The sequence below is a fragment of the Streptomyces fuscichromogenes genome (assembly GCF_014645815.1).
In the GTDB taxonomy this organism is placed as follows: Bacteria; Actinomycetota; Actinomycetes; order Streptomycetales; family Streptomycetaceae; genus Streptomyces; species Streptomyces fuscichromogenes.
Window position 1 is genome coordinate 99,789 of record NZ_BMML01000025.1, and the last position, 16,224, is coordinate 116,012.

At 72.0% G+C, this 16,224-nt stretch carries 17 protein-coding genes; 6 read left to right on the top strand and 11 right to left on the bottom strand.

The genetic code is table 11. The features are described 5' to 3' along the window. Positions 1-4 precede the first annotated feature (4 nt). From IEZ11_RS39415 to IEZ11_RS39445, 7 genes are all read right to left on the bottom strand, one after another. Complete coding sequence (locus IEZ11_RS39415; protein ID WP_189267840.1) at positions 5-1,153, bottom strand: acyl-CoA dehydrogenase family protein; 1,149 nt, start codon at positions 1,151-1,153, stop codon at positions 5-7. Next, the gene (locus IEZ11_RS39420; RefSeq protein WP_189267841.1) at positions 1,150-2,115 is read right to left on the bottom strand and encodes an acyl-CoA dehydrogenase family protein; all 966 of its coding nucleotides are present in this window, start codon (positions 2,113-2,115) and stop codon (positions 1,150-1,152) included. The genes IEZ11_RS39415 and IEZ11_RS39420 overlap by 4 nt, the downstream gene beginning before the upstream one ends. A 2-nt stretch (positions 2,116-2,117) precedes the next feature. Then, complete coding sequence (locus tag IEZ11_RS39425; protein WP_189267842.1) at positions 2,118-2,918, bottom strand: enoyl-CoA hydratase/isomerase family protein; 801 nt, start codon at positions 2,916-2,918, stop codon at positions 2,118-2,120. A gap of 187 nt (positions 2,919-3,105) precedes the next feature. Beyond that, positions 3,106-3,342 (bottom strand): hypothetical protein, encoded by a 237-nt coding sequence (locus tag IEZ11_RS51430; protein WP_229713636.1) that lies wholly within the window; start codon positions 3,340-3,342, stop codon positions 3,106-3,108. A 35-nt stretch (positions 3,343-3,377) separates the two neighbouring features. Then, on the bottom strand, positions 3,378-4,145 hold the full coding sequence (locus tag IEZ11_RS39435) for an SDR family oxidoreductase (RefSeq protein ID WP_189267843.1): 768 nt from the start codon (positions 4,143-4,145) through the stop codon (positions 3,378-3,380). 10 nt (positions 4,146-4,155) lie between these two features. Beyond that, on the bottom strand, positions 4,156-5,319 hold the full coding sequence (locus IEZ11_RS39440) for an acyl-CoA dehydrogenase family protein (protein ID WP_189267844.1): 1,164 nt from the start codon (positions 5,317-5,319) through the stop codon (positions 4,156-4,158). A 300-nt stretch (positions 5,320-5,619) separates the two neighbouring features. Continuing rightward, on the bottom strand, positions 5,620-6,522 hold the full coding sequence (locus tag IEZ11_RS39445; protein WP_189267845.1) for a TetR/AcrR family transcriptional regulator: 903 nt from the start codon (positions 6,520-6,522) through the stop codon (positions 5,620-5,622). Positions 6,523-6,689: 167 nt separating this feature from the next. On the opposite strand from IEZ11_RS39445, the gene IEZ11_RS39450 reads away from it, so the two are divergent. Genes IEZ11_RS39450 through IEZ11_RS39460 form a run of 3 tightly spaced genes read left to right on the top strand, consistent with a single transcriptional unit; the run spans position 6,690 to position 9,502 of the window. Continuing rightward, positions 6,690-7,544 carry an acyl-CoA dehydrogenase family protein gene (locus IEZ11_RS39450; protein ID WP_189267846.1) on the top strand — a complete coding sequence of 285 codons (855 nt, stop codon included), beginning with the start codon at positions 6,690-6,692 and terminating at the stop codon, positions 7,542-7,544. A gap of 20 nt (positions 7,545-7,564) precedes the next feature. Beyond that, positions 7,565-8,698, top strand: a complete 1,134-nt coding sequence (locus IEZ11_RS39455; RefSeq protein WP_229713637.1) for an acyl-CoA dehydrogenase family protein — start codon at positions 7,565-7,567, stop codon at positions 8,696-8,698. A gap of 12 nt (positions 8,699-8,710) precedes the next feature. Continuing rightward, complete coding sequence (locus IEZ11_RS39460; RefSeq protein WP_189267848.1) at positions 8,711-9,502, top strand: enoyl-CoA hydratase; 792 nt, start codon at positions 8,711-8,713, stop codon at positions 9,500-9,502. Positions 9,503-9,538: 36 nt separating this feature from the next. Here the strand turns inward: IEZ11_RS39460 and IEZ11_RS39465 are convergent, their stop codons facing one another. Genes IEZ11_RS39465 through IEZ11_RS39480 form a run of 4 tightly spaced genes read right to left on the bottom strand, consistent with a single transcriptional unit; the run spans position 9,539 to position 12,652 of the window. Further along, on the bottom strand, positions 9,539-10,600 hold the full coding sequence (locus IEZ11_RS39465; RefSeq protein ID WP_189267849.1) for an NAD(P)H-dependent amine dehydrogenase family protein: 1,062 nt from the start codon (positions 10,598-10,600) through the stop codon (positions 9,539-9,541). After that, positions 10,597-11,124 carry a carboxymuconolactone decarboxylase family protein gene (locus IEZ11_RS39470; protein WP_189267850.1) on the bottom strand — a complete coding sequence of 176 codons (528 nt, stop codon included), beginning with the start codon at positions 11,122-11,124 and terminating at the stop codon, positions 10,597-10,599. The genes IEZ11_RS39465 and IEZ11_RS39470 overlap by 4 nt, the downstream gene beginning before the upstream one ends. Further along, positions 11,121-11,849: an SDR family NAD(P)-dependent oxidoreductase gene (locus tag IEZ11_RS39475; protein ID WP_229713638.1), complete on the bottom strand. Its 729-nt coding sequence runs from the start codon at positions 11,847-11,849 to the stop codon at positions 11,121-11,123. The genes IEZ11_RS39470 and IEZ11_RS39475 overlap by 4 nt, the downstream gene beginning before the upstream one ends. Further along, complete coding sequence (locus IEZ11_RS39480) at positions 11,846-12,652, bottom strand: TauD/TfdA dioxygenase family protein (protein ID WP_189267851.1); 807 nt, start codon at positions 12,650-12,652, stop codon at positions 11,846-11,848. The genes IEZ11_RS39475 and IEZ11_RS39480 overlap by 4 nt, the downstream gene beginning before the upstream one ends. A gap of 142 nt (positions 12,653-12,794) precedes the next feature. Between IEZ11_RS39480 and IEZ11_RS39485 the strand changes: the two genes are divergently transcribed. From IEZ11_RS39485 to IEZ11_RS39495, 3 genes are read left to right on the top strand one after another with little or no spacing between them, the layout of a single operon-like run. Beyond that, positions 12,795-13,526, top strand: coding sequence for an SDR family oxidoreductase (locus IEZ11_RS39485; protein WP_189267852.1), 732 nt, complete (start codon positions 12,795-12,797; stop codon positions 13,524-13,526). Next, positions 13,523-14,989 carry an aldehyde dehydrogenase family protein gene (locus IEZ11_RS39490; RefSeq protein WP_229713639.1) on the top strand — a complete coding sequence of 489 codons (1,467 nt, stop codon included), beginning with the start codon at positions 13,523-13,525 and terminating at the stop codon, positions 14,987-14,989. Before IEZ11_RS39485 ends, IEZ11_RS39490 begins: the two co-directional genes overlap by 4 nt. Then, positions 14,986-16,191 (top strand): CaiB/BaiF CoA transferase family protein, encoded by a 1,206-nt coding sequence (locus IEZ11_RS39495; protein WP_189267853.1) that lies wholly within the window; start codon positions 14,986-14,988, stop codon positions 16,189-16,191. The genes IEZ11_RS39490 and IEZ11_RS39495 overlap by 4 nt, the downstream gene beginning before the upstream one ends. The last annotated feature ends 33 nt before the right edge of the window (positions 16,192-16,224 follow it).

Sequence of the window (16,224 nt, forward strand, 5' to 3'; positions counted from 1 at the left end):
TTGTTCAGGCGCGGTCGTCGGCCGGCAGGCCGAGCAGCCGCTTGGCGATGATGTTGCGCTGGATCTGGGAGGTTCCCCCGTAGACGGAGGCGGCCCGGGAGTACAGGTAGTCACCGAACACCTCGCCGCCCTCCGCGTGGAGCTCTTCCGGGAACACCGACAGCGCGGTCTCGTAGAGGCGTTGCTCGGCGCGGGTCATCAGCAGTTTGTCGACCGACGAGTCCGGTCCGGCGGCCTGGCCGGCCAGCCGCTGCGCGGTACGGCGCCGGGCGTGGGCGACGAGGACCTGGTAGTCGACCACACACTGTCCGATCCGGGTGAGGAGCCCGTCCGGCAGGTTCCCGCGCCGGTCGTACGCGGTGCGGCGCAGCCGCTCGACGAGCAGCCCGTACTTCGACAGGTGCCCGGTGTCGAGCGCGTTGCGTTCGTACGACACCGTCGTCATCGCCAGTGGCCAGCCGTCGCCCTCGGCGCCGACCCGCTCGGACTCCTCGACGCGGACGTCGTCGAGGAACAGCTCGCAGAACTCCGCGTCGCCGCTGGCCGCGCGCAGCGGTCGCACGGTCACGCCGGGCCGGTCCAGCGGCACGGCGAACGCCGAGATGGAGGTGTGCGCGGACGCCGTACGGCCGGTGCGGGCCAGGAGCAGACAGAGGTCGGAGTACTGGGCGTAACTCGTCCACAGTTTCTGCCCGTTGACGAGATACCCGCCGTCCTGCCGGCGTTCGGCGCGGGTGCTCATGCCGGCCAGGTCCGAGCCCGCGCCCGGCTCGCTGAAGCCCTGGCACCAGACGTCGTCGCCGGAGAGCATCCGGGGCAGCAGGCGTCGGCGCTGCTCCTCGTCGCCGAACTCCAGCAGGGCGTGGGCGAGATAGCCGATCCGGGGTACGCCGGGGGCGCCGCGGGCCCCCAACTCGTCACTGACGGCCACCTGATGAAGCGGTGTGAGGCCACGCCCGCCGTACTCCCGCGGCACGTCGAGGCCGACCCAGCCGCCGGAGTGCAGGATGCGGTGCCAGCGGTGCAGGAAGGCGGGGACCGGCTCGTCCGGCCGTCGTGCGGGCAGCGGATGGCCGGCCAGCCAGGCGCGGAAGTCCCGCCGCAGCCGTTCCAGGTCCGCCGGGTCGCCGAAGTCGAGGGGGCCCTCGGTCATCGGGTCACCTCCGGCACGGCGAGGGCGGGCAGCAGGTCCGCCGTGGTGGCCAGCACGGTGGCGCCCACGAGCACCTTGCGCAGATACAGGTGGGCGAGGTGCTCCCAGGTCTGGGCGATCCCGCCGAACACCTGCATCCCGGCGTACACCGCCTCCACGGCCGAGGTGTTGACCTCCGCCTTGGCCGCGCGGGCCGCCGCGAGCGCCCGGTCCGGCGGCTCCTGGTCCACGCACCAGGCGGCGTACCGGGTGGCGCTGGTCCCGGCCGCCACCAGCACGGTCGCGTCGGCGAGCAGATGCTGGACGGCCTGGAAGGAGCCGATCCGCCGGCCGTACTGCCGGCGGTCACGCGCGTACGCCACGCTCTGCTCCACGAACGAGCCTGCCGCACCGACGAGTTCGCTCGCCACGACCACCAGCGCGTACGCCTGCCAGCGCTGTCGGTCCTGCGGCCCGAGCCGGCCCAGGGGCGCGCCCACCGCGGAGGCCTGCCGCACGCTGCGCAGCAGGTCGGCGGTGGGTGCCGGCGGCCCGAGCCGGGCGCGGGTCACGTTCCCCTCGGTGTCGGCGTACAGTGCCGCGCCGGCTCCGTCGCAGTCCCAGGCCCGCAGGTCCGGTGCGCCGGGGCCGGGGAGCCGCAGGTCGGAGGCGAGGGCCACCGTGAACCGCGTCTCGTGCCCGTCGGCACCGAGGAGGCGCAGCAACTCCGGAGCCAGCAGGGTGGTGCCCAGCAGCGAGGTGGTCAGCGGCAGCCGGCCGTGCTCCTCGGCGAGCAGGGCGCACTCCTGGACGGTGGCGGCGGGCAGGGCGGTACCGCGCAGTCCGGCGAGGCCCAGTCCGTCCAGCTCCTCCTGCGCCGCGGCGCGGGACCGGGGCTCGACCTCGTCGGCCGAGCCGACGGCGTGCTGGGTCGCGAACGTCCGGAGCAGGTCACGGACGAGCGTGAATTCCTCGGGCCGCACACTCAGTCCTCCTCGGGGGCGGCCGGGCGGCGGCCGGTGCGGGCGGCGAGGTCGCCGATGATGCGGATGTGGTCGGGGCTGGTCATCGTGGACCGCTCCGCCAGGAGTGCCGCTTCCATGCCGCCGCGCGAGACCTGCTCGACCACCGCGGCCAGTGCCGCCTTCGTCGCGCGCAGCGCCTCCGCGGGCTGCGCGGCGAGCCGGTGCGCGAGCGCCAGCGCCTCGGGCATCAGCTCGGCGGCGGGCACGACCCGGTTGGAGAGGCCGAGCCCGACCGCGGTGGCGGCCGGGACACGGTCCCCGGTGAACAGGTACTCCTTGACCCGGAGCAGGCTCGTCAGCAGCGGCCACAGGGTGACCCCGCCGTCGCCCGCCACCAGGCCGACCGAGACATGCGGGTCGGCGAGGTAGGCGTCCTCGGCCATCAGGACCAGGTCGCAGCCCAGCGCCAGGGAGCAGCCGAGCCCGACCGCGGGGCCGTTGACGGCCGCGACGACGGGCAGCGGGAAACGGATCAGCTCCGTCTGGATGATCCGGTCGAGGCGGATCGACCGCTCGCGCAGTTCGGGATCGTCATGATGGCGGCGCAGGTGATCGAAGTCGCCGCCCGCGCTGAACGCCCGGCCGGCGCCGGTGAGGACGACGGCACGGGCCTTCGTGTCGTCCGCCAGCTCGCGCCACACCTCGGACAGCCTGCGGTGGAGTTCCTCGGAGACGCCGTTGAGACGCTCCGGACGGTTCAGGGTGACGATGCGGACGTCGCCGTCGGCGGCCAGGGTCAGTACGGGACTCACCTCGCTCATGCCAGCGATGCTATTAAAGGTCAGTCCGTAACTGTCAATGGTGTTGCGCGAATATGAGAATGAGATTCTCGTCCGGCCCGGATCGCGTCGGTGATCCGGGCGTGCGGCCGCGCGGTGACCTGACGGATGTCCGCTCCCGTGGACTGCTGCAGGTTCGTGGCCGTGCGGATCGACTGCGGGAGTGCGCTCATGAACCCGATGAGCAGCTCGTTGTCGCCCGCCCGCGCCACCGCGTCGGGCCGGCGCACGTCGGCTCGATCGCCTCCCGGGTCTCGTGCAGCGCCTCCGGCCGGATCCGCCGGACGCGCAGCGCCAACCGCACGGTGTTCGCCGGGGACTCGCGTCCGGGCCGGTGCACGAAGGCCCCGCCGCCGCGCCCCGGCCCGATCTCCAGGATCCGCTCGCGGAACTCCGCCGCCGGCACGTCCGACGCCTTCGGGCACGGGACGCCCGGGGCTGTCACATGACCATGCCCCCGTCGACCGGCAGCACCTGACCGGTGATGAAGGAGGCCGCGTCGGAGGCGAGGAAGACGAAGGCTCCCGCGACCTCCGCGGGCTCCGCCCACCGCCCGAGCGGGATCCTGGCCAGCATCTGGGCGGCGAACTTCGGGTTGGTCCGGATGGTCTCCGTCATCGGGGTGGCGGCCAGGGGGGCGAGGGCGTTCACCAGGATGCGCCGGCGGGCCAGTTCGCGCGCCAGCGACTTGGTGAGACCGATGATCCCCGCCTTGGCCGCGGAGTAGTTGACCTGCCCGAGGGTGCCCACGATCCCGGCCGACGAGGTGACGTTGATGACCCGCCCGCGCCCGTCCTCCGGCAGGTGGGGCAAGGCGGCCCGGGCGCAGTGGAAGCTGCCCAGCACGTGGATGTCCAGGAGCCGCCGGAAGGCGTCCGCCTCCATCTCGGCGAACATGGCGGGCGCGGTGACCCCGGCGTTGTTGACCAGGATGTGCAGGGTGCCGTCGGCGAGTGCGGCCGCCCGGGACACCGCGGCGTCGGCGCTCGCCCGGTCGGTCACGTCGAGTCCGGTGCTGTCGGCGGTCAGCCCGGCGGCCGAGAGCTTCCCGGCGACGGCCGCGGCGGCCGTCTCGTCGACGTCGGTCACGAGCACCGCCGCCCCGGCCCGGGCCAGCGCCTCGGCCACCGCCGAGCCGATACCGCCCGCGGCGCCGGTCACCAGTGCCGAGCGCCCCGTGAGGTCGAACAGATCCGTACGGTCGGTCATCCCCAGCTCCTCAGTAGCTCCTGGGCAGGCCCAGCGTGTGCGAGCCCAGATAGTTCAGGACCATCTCCTGGCTGACGGGCGCGATCCGCATCAGCCGTGCCTCGCGGAAGTAGCGGGCGACCGGGTACTCCTCGGAGTAGCCCATGCCGCCGTGGGTCTGCAGCGCCCGGTCGGCGGCGGTGAAACCGGCGTCCGCGCACAGGTACTTGGCGGTGTTCGCCTCGCGGGCGCAGGACCGGCCCCGGTCGTAGAGCCAGGTGGCCTTGCGCAGCACCAGCTCGGCCGCGTCGAGCCGGGCGAGGGAGTCGGCCAGCGGGAACTGGATCCCCTGGTTCATGCCGATCGGCCTGCCGAAGACCTCCCGCTCCCGCCCGTACCGCACCGCCCGGTCAAGGGCAACCCGGCCGATGCCGAGCGCCTCGGCGGCGATCAGCATCCGCTCGGGGTTCAGGCCGTCGAGGAGGTGGCGGAAACCCTGCCCCTCCTCGCCGACCCGGTCCTCGACCGGTACCCGCAGCTCGTCGATGAACAGCTCGTTCGACGTGACGGCGTTGCGGCCCATCTTGGGGATCGGGCGGATGTCGACCCGGGCACGGTCGAGGTCGGTGAGGAACAGCGTCATTCCGTCCGTCCGCCTGGCCACCTCGTCGGCCTTCGACGTCCGGGTCAGCAGCAGGATCTTCTCGGACTCCATCGCCTTGGAGATCCACACCTTGCGGCCGCTGACGACATAGTGATCGCCGTCCCGGCGGGCGTACGTCGTGATGCGCGAGGTGTCCAGGCCCGCGCCCGGTTCCGTGACCCCGAAGCAGACGTGCAGGTCACCGTCCGCGATCCGGGGCAGGGTGCGCCGCTTCAACTCCTCGGAGCCGTGCACGACGACGGGGTGCATGCCGAAGACCGACATGTGGATGGCGCTGGCCGCGTTCATCCCGCCGCAGCGGGCGACCTCCTCCAGCAGCAGGGTCGCCTCGGTGATGCCGAGGCCATGGCCTCCGTACGCCTCCGGAATCGTGAGGCCCAGCCAGCCGCCGCCCGCGACGGCGTCGTAGAACTCCTGGGGGAAGACGTGGTCGCGGTCCTTCTCCATCCAGTAGCGGTCGTCGAAATCGCGCAGGAGACCGGTCACGGCCTTGCGGATCGTCTCCTGATCCTCGGTCAGCTCGAAGTCCACGGCGGGGAACCCCTCTGCCGGCGGCTGATGGCGAGACATATCAAAGGTCAGACCGAAAGGGTCCGTCAAGAGGGCCGGGACATCGAGCTCAGGCTCTGCCGGGGAACCGGCGGCGAGGCTCAGCGGGTGACGGAAGGGGGCGCGAGGGCCGACGGAAGAAGGCGGGAGGTGAGGACCGGCACGACAGGGGCCGCGCGCCGGTCCGGGCGGCAGAAGGTTGTGGCCCGGGGCGCGGCGGGGGCCCGCGGCACGACGAGGGGCCCCCGCGGACGAACCCGCGGAGGTCCTGGTCCGGCCGTGTCAGGACGGTGAGCGGGTGGCCTTCGAGGTGGTGGCCTTCGTGGTGGCCTTCGTGGCGGCCTTCTTCGCCGGAGCGGCCTTCTTCGCGGCGGCAGCCCGCTTCTGCGGCGTGGCCGTGGCCTTCTTCGCCGGGGCCGTCCTGGGTGTCGCCTCGGTCGCCTTGCGTGTCGGCGTGGTCGCCTTCGCGGCGGGCGCTCCCTGGTCCGGTGCCGCCGCGGCCGGGCTCTGCGCGGCGCCGGGCCCCCTGAGTCCGCCCAGGCAGAACGCCCAGACCTCCTCGGCGGTGATGGGGGAGGGGTGGGCGCCGACCGGTGCCGCGGGGGCCTGTGCCGTGAACATCGCCGTCTGCATGATCAGGGACGCGGTGCGCCGGGGCTTCGCGGTCACGGCCTGGCCCGCCTCCACCGACTCCTCGACCAGCTCCGTGAAGTAGGCGAGCAGCGGCAGGTGGGCGGAGGCCACCTGGTCCGGGTGGGTGACCAGCAGCTGGATCGCGAAGTCGGTGAAGAGCGGGGACTGCTGGCCGGCCCGCGGAGTGGAGGAGGCGTACAGCAGGTCGACCGCGATCTTCAGCCGGTCCAGCGGGTCCCGCCCCGCGGCGGCCCGCTCCCGGATCTCGGCCGCCGACTTCGAGAGCGCGTCCTCGAAGAGCGCGAGCAGCAGCTCGTGCTTGCCGTCGAAGTGCTGGTAGAAGCTGCGCAACGACTGCCGGGAGCGTTCCACGACCTCCTGCACGGTGAAGTCGGTGGTGCCCTTGTCGGCGATCAGCTCCTGGGCGGCGTCGAGGAACCGCTGGACGCGCTGTTCGGCGCGGAGCTTCGCGGCCCGGGTGGACCGCTCGACGGCGCGCTGCCGCCAGGCGGGCTCGGGGGTCTCGACCGGTTCTGCGGGGACGGCACTCATGAGCAGAACGGTACTCCACGTATGTGAAAAGGAGGGGCGCTCCCCCTACCGAATCGCACTCCGTAAGAAACAAGAGTATTACTTTCGCAGAGCGAGAATGATATTCTCGCCGATCCGGGCTCACGCTCGGTGTGCGGCCACCGGGTACGGACAGGGCGGAGGCGGGCGTGGAGTTCGAACTCGACGAGGACCAGCAACTGCTGCGGCGCACGGTGCGCGAGACGGTCGCCAAGGTGCGCGACCGGCCCGGGGACCAGCAGTGGAGCACCTACCGCCGGCTCGGCTGGCTGGAGGCGCCGCCGTTCGAACTCACCCTGATCCTGGAGGAGTTGGGCTATGCGGCCGACCCGACCCCGTTCCTGGCCACGGCCACCTGGTTCGCCCCGCTGACCGGCCGGCTGCCGGACGGCAGTGGCACCGCGGTCTTCGACGGCACCGGGCGGTACGTCCTGGACGCCGACCGGGCCGACGAGGTCGCGCTGCTCACGCCGGACGGCGTGGTCGTCGTACCCGGCGCCGAACTGGCCGCGCGCCGGGTACCCGTGCTCGACGCGAACCTGCACGTGGCCGAGGTCGAGACCGGCGCCCTCGCCGAAGGCGTGCCCGACCTGGCGCTGACCGGGCTCGCGGCCACCGCGGTCGGCGCCTGCCGCCGGATCCTCGACCTGAGCCTGGAGCATGTGAGGCGGCGGGTGCAGTTCGGCCGCCCGCTCGGCTCCTTCCAGGCCGTCAAGCACAAGGCCGCCGACATGCACGTGGCGATCGAACGGGCCCGCGCCCTGACCCACTTCTCCGCCCTGACCATCGCGGAGGACGACCCCCGACGCACCCGGGCCGCCCACATGGCCAAGGCCGCGGCGGGGGAATGCCAGCGGGTGGTCTTCCGGCACGGCTTGCAGCTCTTCGGAGCCATGGGCTTCACCTGGGAGAACGAACTCCAGCACCACCTGAAGCGAGCCCAGGCCTGCGACCTGCTGCTCGGCACCGCGTCCGCGCACAGGAAGGCCCTGCTGGCCTCATGAGACTCGCCGACGATCCCGAAGTGGACGCATTCCGTGCCGAGTTCGCCGCCTTCCTGGACGCCCACCTGCCCGCGGAGGCCGAGGCGCGGGAACGCTCCCGCTCCAGTGCCCACGTCCCCGACTGGGCGCGCCGCTGGCAGCGCACCCTGTTCGACGCGGGCTGGCTGCTGCCCGGCCAGCCGGCGGAGTTCGGGGGCCGCGACGCCACGCTGCCGCAACAGCTCGCGCATCTGGAGGAGTTGGCGCACCGCCGGATCTACCACAGCTTCAACCCGCAGGGTCTGGGGATCATCGCCGCGTCGCTGATCACCTTCGGCACCGCGGAGCAGAAGCGCCGCTGGGCGGTGCCGATCCTGCGCGCCGAGATCACCGCGGCGCTCGGGATGAGCGAGCCCGAGGCCGGCTCCGACCTGGCCTCCCTGCGCACCCGGGCGGTTCTCGACGGCGGCACCTTCACCGTCGACGGCCAGAAGATCTGGACCTCCGGCGCCCACGACGCCGACGTCCTGCTCGCCTTCGTGCGCACGGACCCCGACGCACCCAGGCACCAGGGCATCAGTGCCCTGCTGATCCCCACGGCCGCCGAGGGCGTCGTACGGCGTCCCTTCGGCTCGATCGCCGCCGAGGACGACCTCGACTTCAACGAGGTGTTCCTCACGGACGTCCGGGTACCGCGGGAGAACCTCGTCGGGCCGCTGAACGAGGGCTGGCGGGTGGCCAACGGCTCCCTGGGGCACGAACGCACCCTGCTGTGGCTGTCGTTCGCCGAACGCCTGGAGGACCTGGTGCAGGACGCCGCCGACGTCGGCGCCGGCCAGGAGTGGTACGCCACCCTCCTCATGGACCTCCAGGCGCTGCGGCTGCTCGGCTACCGGCAACTCGGCCCGGACCGGGACCCCGCCGAGCTGTCCGTCCTCAAGCTGCTCGGCTCCGAGGCCGTCCAGTCGGCCTCGCTGCACGCCCTGGAGGCCCACGGCACCGACGCCCTGCCGCACCCCGCCCGCACCGGGCCCTACCACCACATGAACAACGAGGCGTTCATCGCCAGCTGGTTCGAGCGGTACGCGCGCAGTTTCGCCGGCACCATCGCGGGCGGCACCAGCGAGATCCAGCGCAACATCGTCGCCGAGCGCATCCTCGGCCTCCCGCGATAGAGGACACCCGCCATGGAGCAGATCCTGTACGACGCCGAGGACGGCATCGCGACGATCACCCTGAACCGCCCCGAGGCCGCCAACGCCCAGACCATGGCGCTCCTCGACGACCTCGACGCCGCCTGGACGCGCGCCGCCCGGGACGAGGCGGTGAAGGTGGTCGTGCTCAGGGCGAACGGCCGGCACTTCTCCGCGGGCCACGACCTGAAGGACCGCTGGCCGGGGCCCGGCGAGATCACCCTGGAGTGGATCTACGACGTCGAGACGCGCCGGTACCTCGAGTACTCGCTGAAATGGCGCAACATCCCGAAGCCCACCATCGCGGCCGTCCAGGGCAAGTGCATCGCCGCCGGGCTGATGCTGTGCTGGCCGTGCGACCTGATCGTGGCCGCGGAGAACGCGGAGTTCTCCGACCCGGTGGTCCACATGGGCATCGGTGGGGTCGAGTACCACGGCCACACCTGGGAGCTGGGGCCCCGGAAGGCCAAGGAGATCCTCTTCACCGGTCGCCCCCTGACCGCGCACGAGGCCGAACAGGCCGGCATGGTCAACAGGGTCGTCCCGCCGGCCGAACTCGGTCCCGCGACGGACGAACTGGCCCGGCGGATAGCGCGGATGCCGTCGTTCGGACTCCGCCAGGCCAAGCGCGCCGTCAACCAGACCCTCGACGTCCAGGGCTTCTACGCCGCCCTCCAGTCCGTCTTCGACATCCACCAGACCGGGCACGGCAACGCCCTGAGCGTGGACGGCCGTCCGATCCTGACCGGGCTGGACGAGATGAAGAGCCGTCTGCGGCGGTCCTGAACGGGAGGGGGTCCGGGCCCCCTCCCGGCCCCGGCCTCAGCCGAGTACCGCGGTGAACAGGGGGAGGTCCACGGTGGTACGGATACCGGGTGCGGCCGCGCAGACCGCGGGGACGGCGTTGACCGCCCGGTGTGCGGTGTATCCGGGGGAGACGGCGGCGAGCCGCTCCAGCGGCACCGGGAACCGCATGTCGATGTCCAGGGGCGTGTCGCCGTCGACCGTCAGATGCCAGCCGGTGGCACGCAGGTCCCAGTCCACGTCCAGCTCCGTGGTGCAGTACCAGGTCGCGTCGAACTCCAGCAGCGTGCGCCCGCCGTGCCGGCCGGAGAGTGTGACCCGCTGCGCGGCCACCGTCCCCGCGCGCAGCACGCCGGCGGCGATGGCGGTCGTGCGCACGGCGGTGGCGGTCCGGCCCCGGGCCTCGACGGATTCGAGGGGCAGGCCCAGAGCGTCGGCCACCAGCCGCAGGGACGGCCCGAAACCCGACCGGACGTGTGCCAGGCGGCCTTCGTCGAAGGCGCCGGCCGGTGTCTCTCCGAAGCCCATCACGTCGAAGAGCAGCCCCGGAGAGTTCCGTCGCGACAGATCGGCGTACTCGTGGACGGTCAGCTTCTCCAGCCGCCGCTGCACGGAGGCCAGGACGAGCGGTACGGCCTCGGTGATGAAACCCGGACTGCTCCCCGTGGCGTGCAGTGACGTGCCGCCCCGCGCGCAGGCCTCCTCGATGCGGAGCCTCAGTCCGGGATCCAGACCAGGCGGGTGGTGGAAGCCGCCCGCCGTGGTCACCACGTTCGCACCGGACGCCAGCAGGGCGCACAACTCGCCGGGGTCGGTCGCGCGGGGCATGTAGAGCACGCAGTCGGCGCCCAGCGCGAGTATCTCGTCGGGGTCGCACGTGGTGACGACCCCGGTCGGACCGCTTCCGCACAGCTCGCCGGCGTCCCGGCCGGCCTTGTCCGGACCGCTGACGTACACACCGGCCAGAGCCATGCGCGGATGGTCGACGACGGCACGCAGCGAGCGCGAACCGATGTTCCCGGTGGCCCACTGCACGACCCGCAGGCGCCGCTCCGGATCCCGGGGATGCCGTGTACTCATCCCTCGCCCGCCATCCCCGCGTCGTCCGTACCGGCATCCGGTTCCACCCCGAAGGTGTTGTACGCCATGGCCTGGAGGCGGTACGCGCCGACGACGAACACGAACTCCATCAACTGCGGTTCGTCGAGTTCCTTCGCCAGTTCCGCGTACAGCGCGTCCGAGAGCGAGGAGGCGGTGTCCAGTTCGTCCACCGCCCGGTTCACCAGGGTGTCCGCGCCCCGGCGCACCCCTTCCACCTCCTCGTCCGTGACCCCCGCCGCCCGCGCCATCGGTACGTGGTGCGCCCACTCGTAACGGCAGCGGTTGCGCCAGGCGACCCGCAGGACCGCCAGTTCGCGCATCCGGTCCGGGAGCGTGCCGCGGTAGACCAGTTGGGTGCTGAAGGTCAGGAACGCCCTGGCCAGGCGCGGATGGTTCAGCAGCAGGCCGAGCGCGTTGGAGGGTGGTATGGTGCGGCCGCCCGTCAGCGGCCGCAGGACCTCGGCGTCCCAGTCCTCGTACGGTACGGGCGGCAGCCTCGTCACGTGTTGCGGCCCCCGTTCACGCCGATGATCTGGCCGGTGATGTAGCCGGCCTCCTCGCTCACCAGGAAGGAACAGGTCGCCGCGATGTCCTCGGGGCGGCCCACGCGGCGGACGGGGGTGCGCGCGACGTGGTCCTCGACGGTGCCGCCGAGGCGCTGTTCGCGCTCCGCGGTGCGCAGCATCGGGGTGTCGACGAAGCCGGGCGGGATCGCGTTGACGGTGATGCCCCGCGGGCCCAGCTCCAGTGCGAGGGACTTGGTCAGCCCGTTCACCGCGGACTTGGCGGCGACGTAGTGCGCCATGAACGGCTGCCCCGAGTGGGTACTGGAGGAGGAGATGTTCACGATGCGGCCCCAGTGCCCCTCCCACATGTCCGGCAGCGCCGACTGCACGCAGTGGAAGACACCGTTCAGATTGATGTCGACGACCCGCTGCCAGTCGGCGAAGGACAGGTCGCCGAAGCGCGTGAAGCCGTCCTTGCCGGCCGCGTTGACGAGCACGGAGACCGGGCCGAGACGCTCGCGCACCGCGTCCATCGCCTTGTCGACCTGGGCCCGGTCGGTGACGTCGACGGTGAGCCCGTAGGCCTCCGGCGCCGGGACGAGGTCCAGTACGGCGACCTTCAGCCCGTCGGCGGCGAGCCGGCGGGCCACGGCCAGGCCGATGCCGGAGGCGCCGCCCGTGACGACCGCCGTGCGCACCGGGACGGGGGCTGCCCCGGTCATGCGAAGGCCTCGTCACCCACGACGGTGGTCCGGTGCAGCAGCCGCTCGGAGCTCTCGTCGTAGGGCAGCGCCCGGTGCAGGATCCCGGTGTTGTCCCACACGACCAGGTCGCCGACCTCCCAGTCGTGGGTGTAGCGGAACCGCTGCTGGGTGGTCCAGTCGAGCAGGTCGTCGAGGAGGGCACGGCTCTCCTCGGGGTCCATTCCGACGACGTGGTCGGCGGTGGCTCCGGCGACCAGGGAACGGCGGCCGTCCCGGCGCCGCCACACCAGGGACATCTCGTGGGCGGGCTGGGTGCGCCAGCCGGCCAGCTCCGTTGGCGTGGGGTCCGGGGTCACCAGCCGCTGCGCCGCCTCGAAGGTGTGCACCACCCGCAGGGTCTCGTAGCGTTCGCGGTCCTTGTCCGGCAGGTTCTCGTACGCGGCGTAGGTACTGGCGAAGTCCGTGCCGCCGCCCACCGTGGCCACGTGCCGGGCGGTCAGGGTGGTCGCCCTGACGGGCACGTCGTCGCTGGTGCCGTCCAGGTGCCAGAAGAAGGCGCCCTTGAGGTACCTGGCGCTGGTGCTCTTCTCCGGGTTGATCGAGATGGGGAAGATCTCCTGACCGCGCAGCGCGACCACCTCGCCGAGCCGTCGGCTGAACGCCAGCTGCTGCGCGTCGTCGAGGTGCAGCCCGCGCACGACCAGCACACCGCGCCACTTGAGCGCCTCGACGCAGCGATGCACGAAGGTGTCGTCGAGCGGGTCCGCCACGCCGGTGAACTCCACGCCGAGCGACGGGCTCACCGCCTTGGAGTCGATCATGAAAACGCCCCTTTCGTTTGCGAGAATCATATTCTCATCGGTGTGGGGCGGGAAGTGAAGAGTATGAGATTCTCGTGTTCGAGTCCTTGATTCGCGCAAAGTGAGAATGTAGTTTCCAGCCCAACCGAGCAAGGAGGCTGGGATGCGCTTGCAGAACAGGGTGGTGATCGTCACCGGGGCCGGCCAGGGCATCGGCGAGGGATACGCCAGGGCACTGGCCGCCGAGGGCGCGCGGGTCGTGGTGGCGGACCTGAACGAGGAGCAGGGCACCCGCGTCGCCAAGGACCTCGGCGACGCGCTCTTCGTCGGAGTCGACGTGGCGGACCCCTCCTCCGCCGAGCGGCTCGCGGCCACCGTGATGGGCGAGTACGGCAGGATCGACCACCTCGTCAACAACGCGGCGATCTTCCACGGGATGCGCCGCGAGGGCGTCGTCACCGTCGACTACGACTACCTGGACCGGTTCCTGAAGGTGAACCTGCTCGGTGCCCTGCACGTCACCCGCGCGGTGCTGCCGCACCTGAAGGAGGGCGCGGCGATCGTCAACCAGTCCTCCACCGCCGCCTGGCAGGCCACCGGCTTCTACGGACTCGCCAAGGCCGGCATCAACCACCTCACCATCTCGCTGGCCGCCGAACTCGGCCCGCGCGGCATCCGCGTCAACGCCATCGCACCCGGACCGACGGACACCGAGGCGGCCCGCGACATCATCCCGGAGGAATACCGCAAGGCCATGGTGCAGTCCTTCCCCCTCAAGCGCATGGGTACCCCAGCGGACCAGGCGGGTGCGCTGCTGTTCCTGCTCTCCGACGACGCGTCCTGGGTCACCGGGCAGGTGCTCGCCGTGGACGGCGGATCGCTGGTGCGGCTGTGAGCGCGCCCGCCGGCAGGTCCCAGCTGATCGACGGCAAACTCGTCACCGCCGACACCACGTTCCCCACCCACAACCCCGCCACCGGTGAACTCCTCGGCCACGCCCCCGACGGCACGACCGCCAACGCCGAGGCCGCCGTCGCCGCCGCCCGCCGCGCCTTCGACACCACCGACTGGTCCACGGACCGGGACCTGCGGGTGCGCTGCCTGCGCGGGCTCCACCGGGCCCTCGACGAGCACCGCGAGGAACTGCGCGAACTGACCATCGCCGAGGTCGGCGCCCCCCGCCAGCTCACCCACGGACCACAGCTCGACGAGCCCATCGGCATCGTGAACTTCTACGCCGACCTGCTGGAGACCTACGAGTTCGCCGAGGACCTCGGTGAGATCGAGTCGCGCGGCCAGCGCCACCAGCGCTGGGTGGAGAAGGAGGCGGCGGGCGTCGTCGCCGCGATCCTGCCGTACAACTACCCCAACCAGCTGGCCCTCGCCAAGATCGCCCCCGCTCTCGCCGCGGGCTGCACCGTCGTTCTCAAGGGCGCCCCGCAGACCCCGCTCACCACCCTCGCGCTCGGTGAACTCATCGCCGAGCACACCGACATACCCCCCGGCGTGATCAACGTGCTCAGCTCCTCGCGCCCCGAGGTCGGCGAGCTGCTCACCACCCACCCCGACGTCGACGTGGTCACCTTCACCGGCGCCACCACCACCGGCCGCCGGATCATGGCCGCGGCCGCGGACTCCGTCAAGCGGGTCTTCCTCGAACTCGGCGGCAAGTCGGCGATGATCGTCCTGGAGGACGCGGACTTCGTGAAGGCCGGCATGTTCGCCGCGTTCACCATCTGCTCCCACTCCGGCCAGGGCTGCGCGCTCACCTCACGCCTGCTCGTACCGCGTGAACACCACGACCGGATCGTGCAGTTGGTCGCCGCGGGCATGGCACGCGTGAACGTCGGCGACCCGACCGACGCCAAGACCACCATGGGTCCGCTGATCAGCGAGCAGCAGCGCGACAAGGTCGACGGCATGGTGCGGCGGGCCGTGGCGGCGGGCGCGACCCTCGTCCGGGGCGGCAACCGGATCGAGCCGGGCTACTTCTACGAACCCACCCTCCTCGCGAACGTCGACCCGGACAGCGAGATCGCCCAGGAGGAGGTCTTCGGCCCGGTCCTCGCGGTGATCCCCTTCGACGACGAGGACGACGCGGTCCGGATCGCCAACAACTCCCGCTACGGCCTGTCCGGCGCCGTGCACAGCGCCGACGAGGAGCGCGCCATCCGCCTGGCCCGGCGCATCCGCACCGGCACCTTCTCCATCAACGGCGGCAACTACTTCGGCGCGGACGTGCCCTTCGGCGGCTACAAGCAGTCGGGCGTGGGCCGCGAGAGCGGGCGTTCCGGATTCGAGGAGTTCCTGGAGGAGAAGTCCTTCGCCCGGGTCGTCGTACCCCTGGAGCAGGCATGAGGCCACTGGAGGGCATCCGGGTCCTCGAAGTCGCGATGTACGGATTCGTGCCCTCGGCCGGAGCCGTGCTCGCCGACTGGGGCGCGGACGTCGTCAAGGTCGAGCACGCCGTGAACGGCGACCCGCAGCGCGGACTGCGCCAGACCGGCACCTTCAGGGTCGAGGGCGACCCCAACCCCAACGTCGCGCACGCCAACCGCGGCAAACGGTCCATCGGCCTCGACATCGCCAGGCCCGAGGGCCGCGAGGTGCTGTACGAACTGGCCAAGGACGCCGACGTGTTCCTCACCAGCTTCATGCCCGCCTCCCGGACCCGCCTCGGGATCGACGTCGACGACATCCGCGCCGTCAACCCCCGCGTCGTCTACGCCCGGGGCAGCGCCCTGGGCCCGCGCGGCCCCGAGGCGGACAAGGGCGGCTACGACATGACCGCCTTCTGGGCCCGCGCCGGCACCGCCGCCAGCATCACCCCGCCCGGCACCGAGGGCCTGATCAGCCCGCCCGGACCGGCCTACGGCGACACCATCTCCGGCACCAACCTGGCCGGCGGCGTCGCGGCCGCGCTGCTGCGCCGCGAACGCACCGGGGAGACGGCGGTGGTCGACGTCTCCCTGTTCGGCAGCGGCCTGTGGGCGATGGGCCACGCCATCGGGCTCTCCCTGCACCTGGAGCGGGCCTGGGAAGGCGTCCGGCCCAGCGCCCACGGTTCGCCCCGCAACCCGCTCTCCGGCCTCTACCGGACGGCCGACGACCGCTACATCTCCTTCGTCATGCTCCAGCCGGTGCGGTTCTGGCCGGGAGTGTGCCGCTGCCTGGGCCGGCCGGACCTCGCCGAGGACCCCCGGTTCGCGACCGGTGAGTCCATCGCCGAACACACCGAGGAGGCGGTGAAGATCCTCCGGGAGATCATCGCCGGCGGCACCCTCGCCGAGTGGTCCGAGCGGTTCGCCGTCCTCGACGGCCCCTGGGCCCCCGTCCAGGACACCCTCCAGGCCGCGGCCGACTCCCAGGCCCGCGCCAACGGCTACCTAGGACAGGCCGGTGACCTCGAACTCGTCGCCAGCCCCGTCCAGTTCGACGTCGAGGACACCCGCCTCGGCCCCGCACCCGAGTTCGCCGCGCAGACCGAGGAGATCCTCGCCGAGCTCGGCTACGACTGGGACCGCGTCCTCGCCCTGAAGGCGAGCGGCGCGGTCACCTGACCCCGCACTCCCGCACCTCCCTCGGACGAAGGC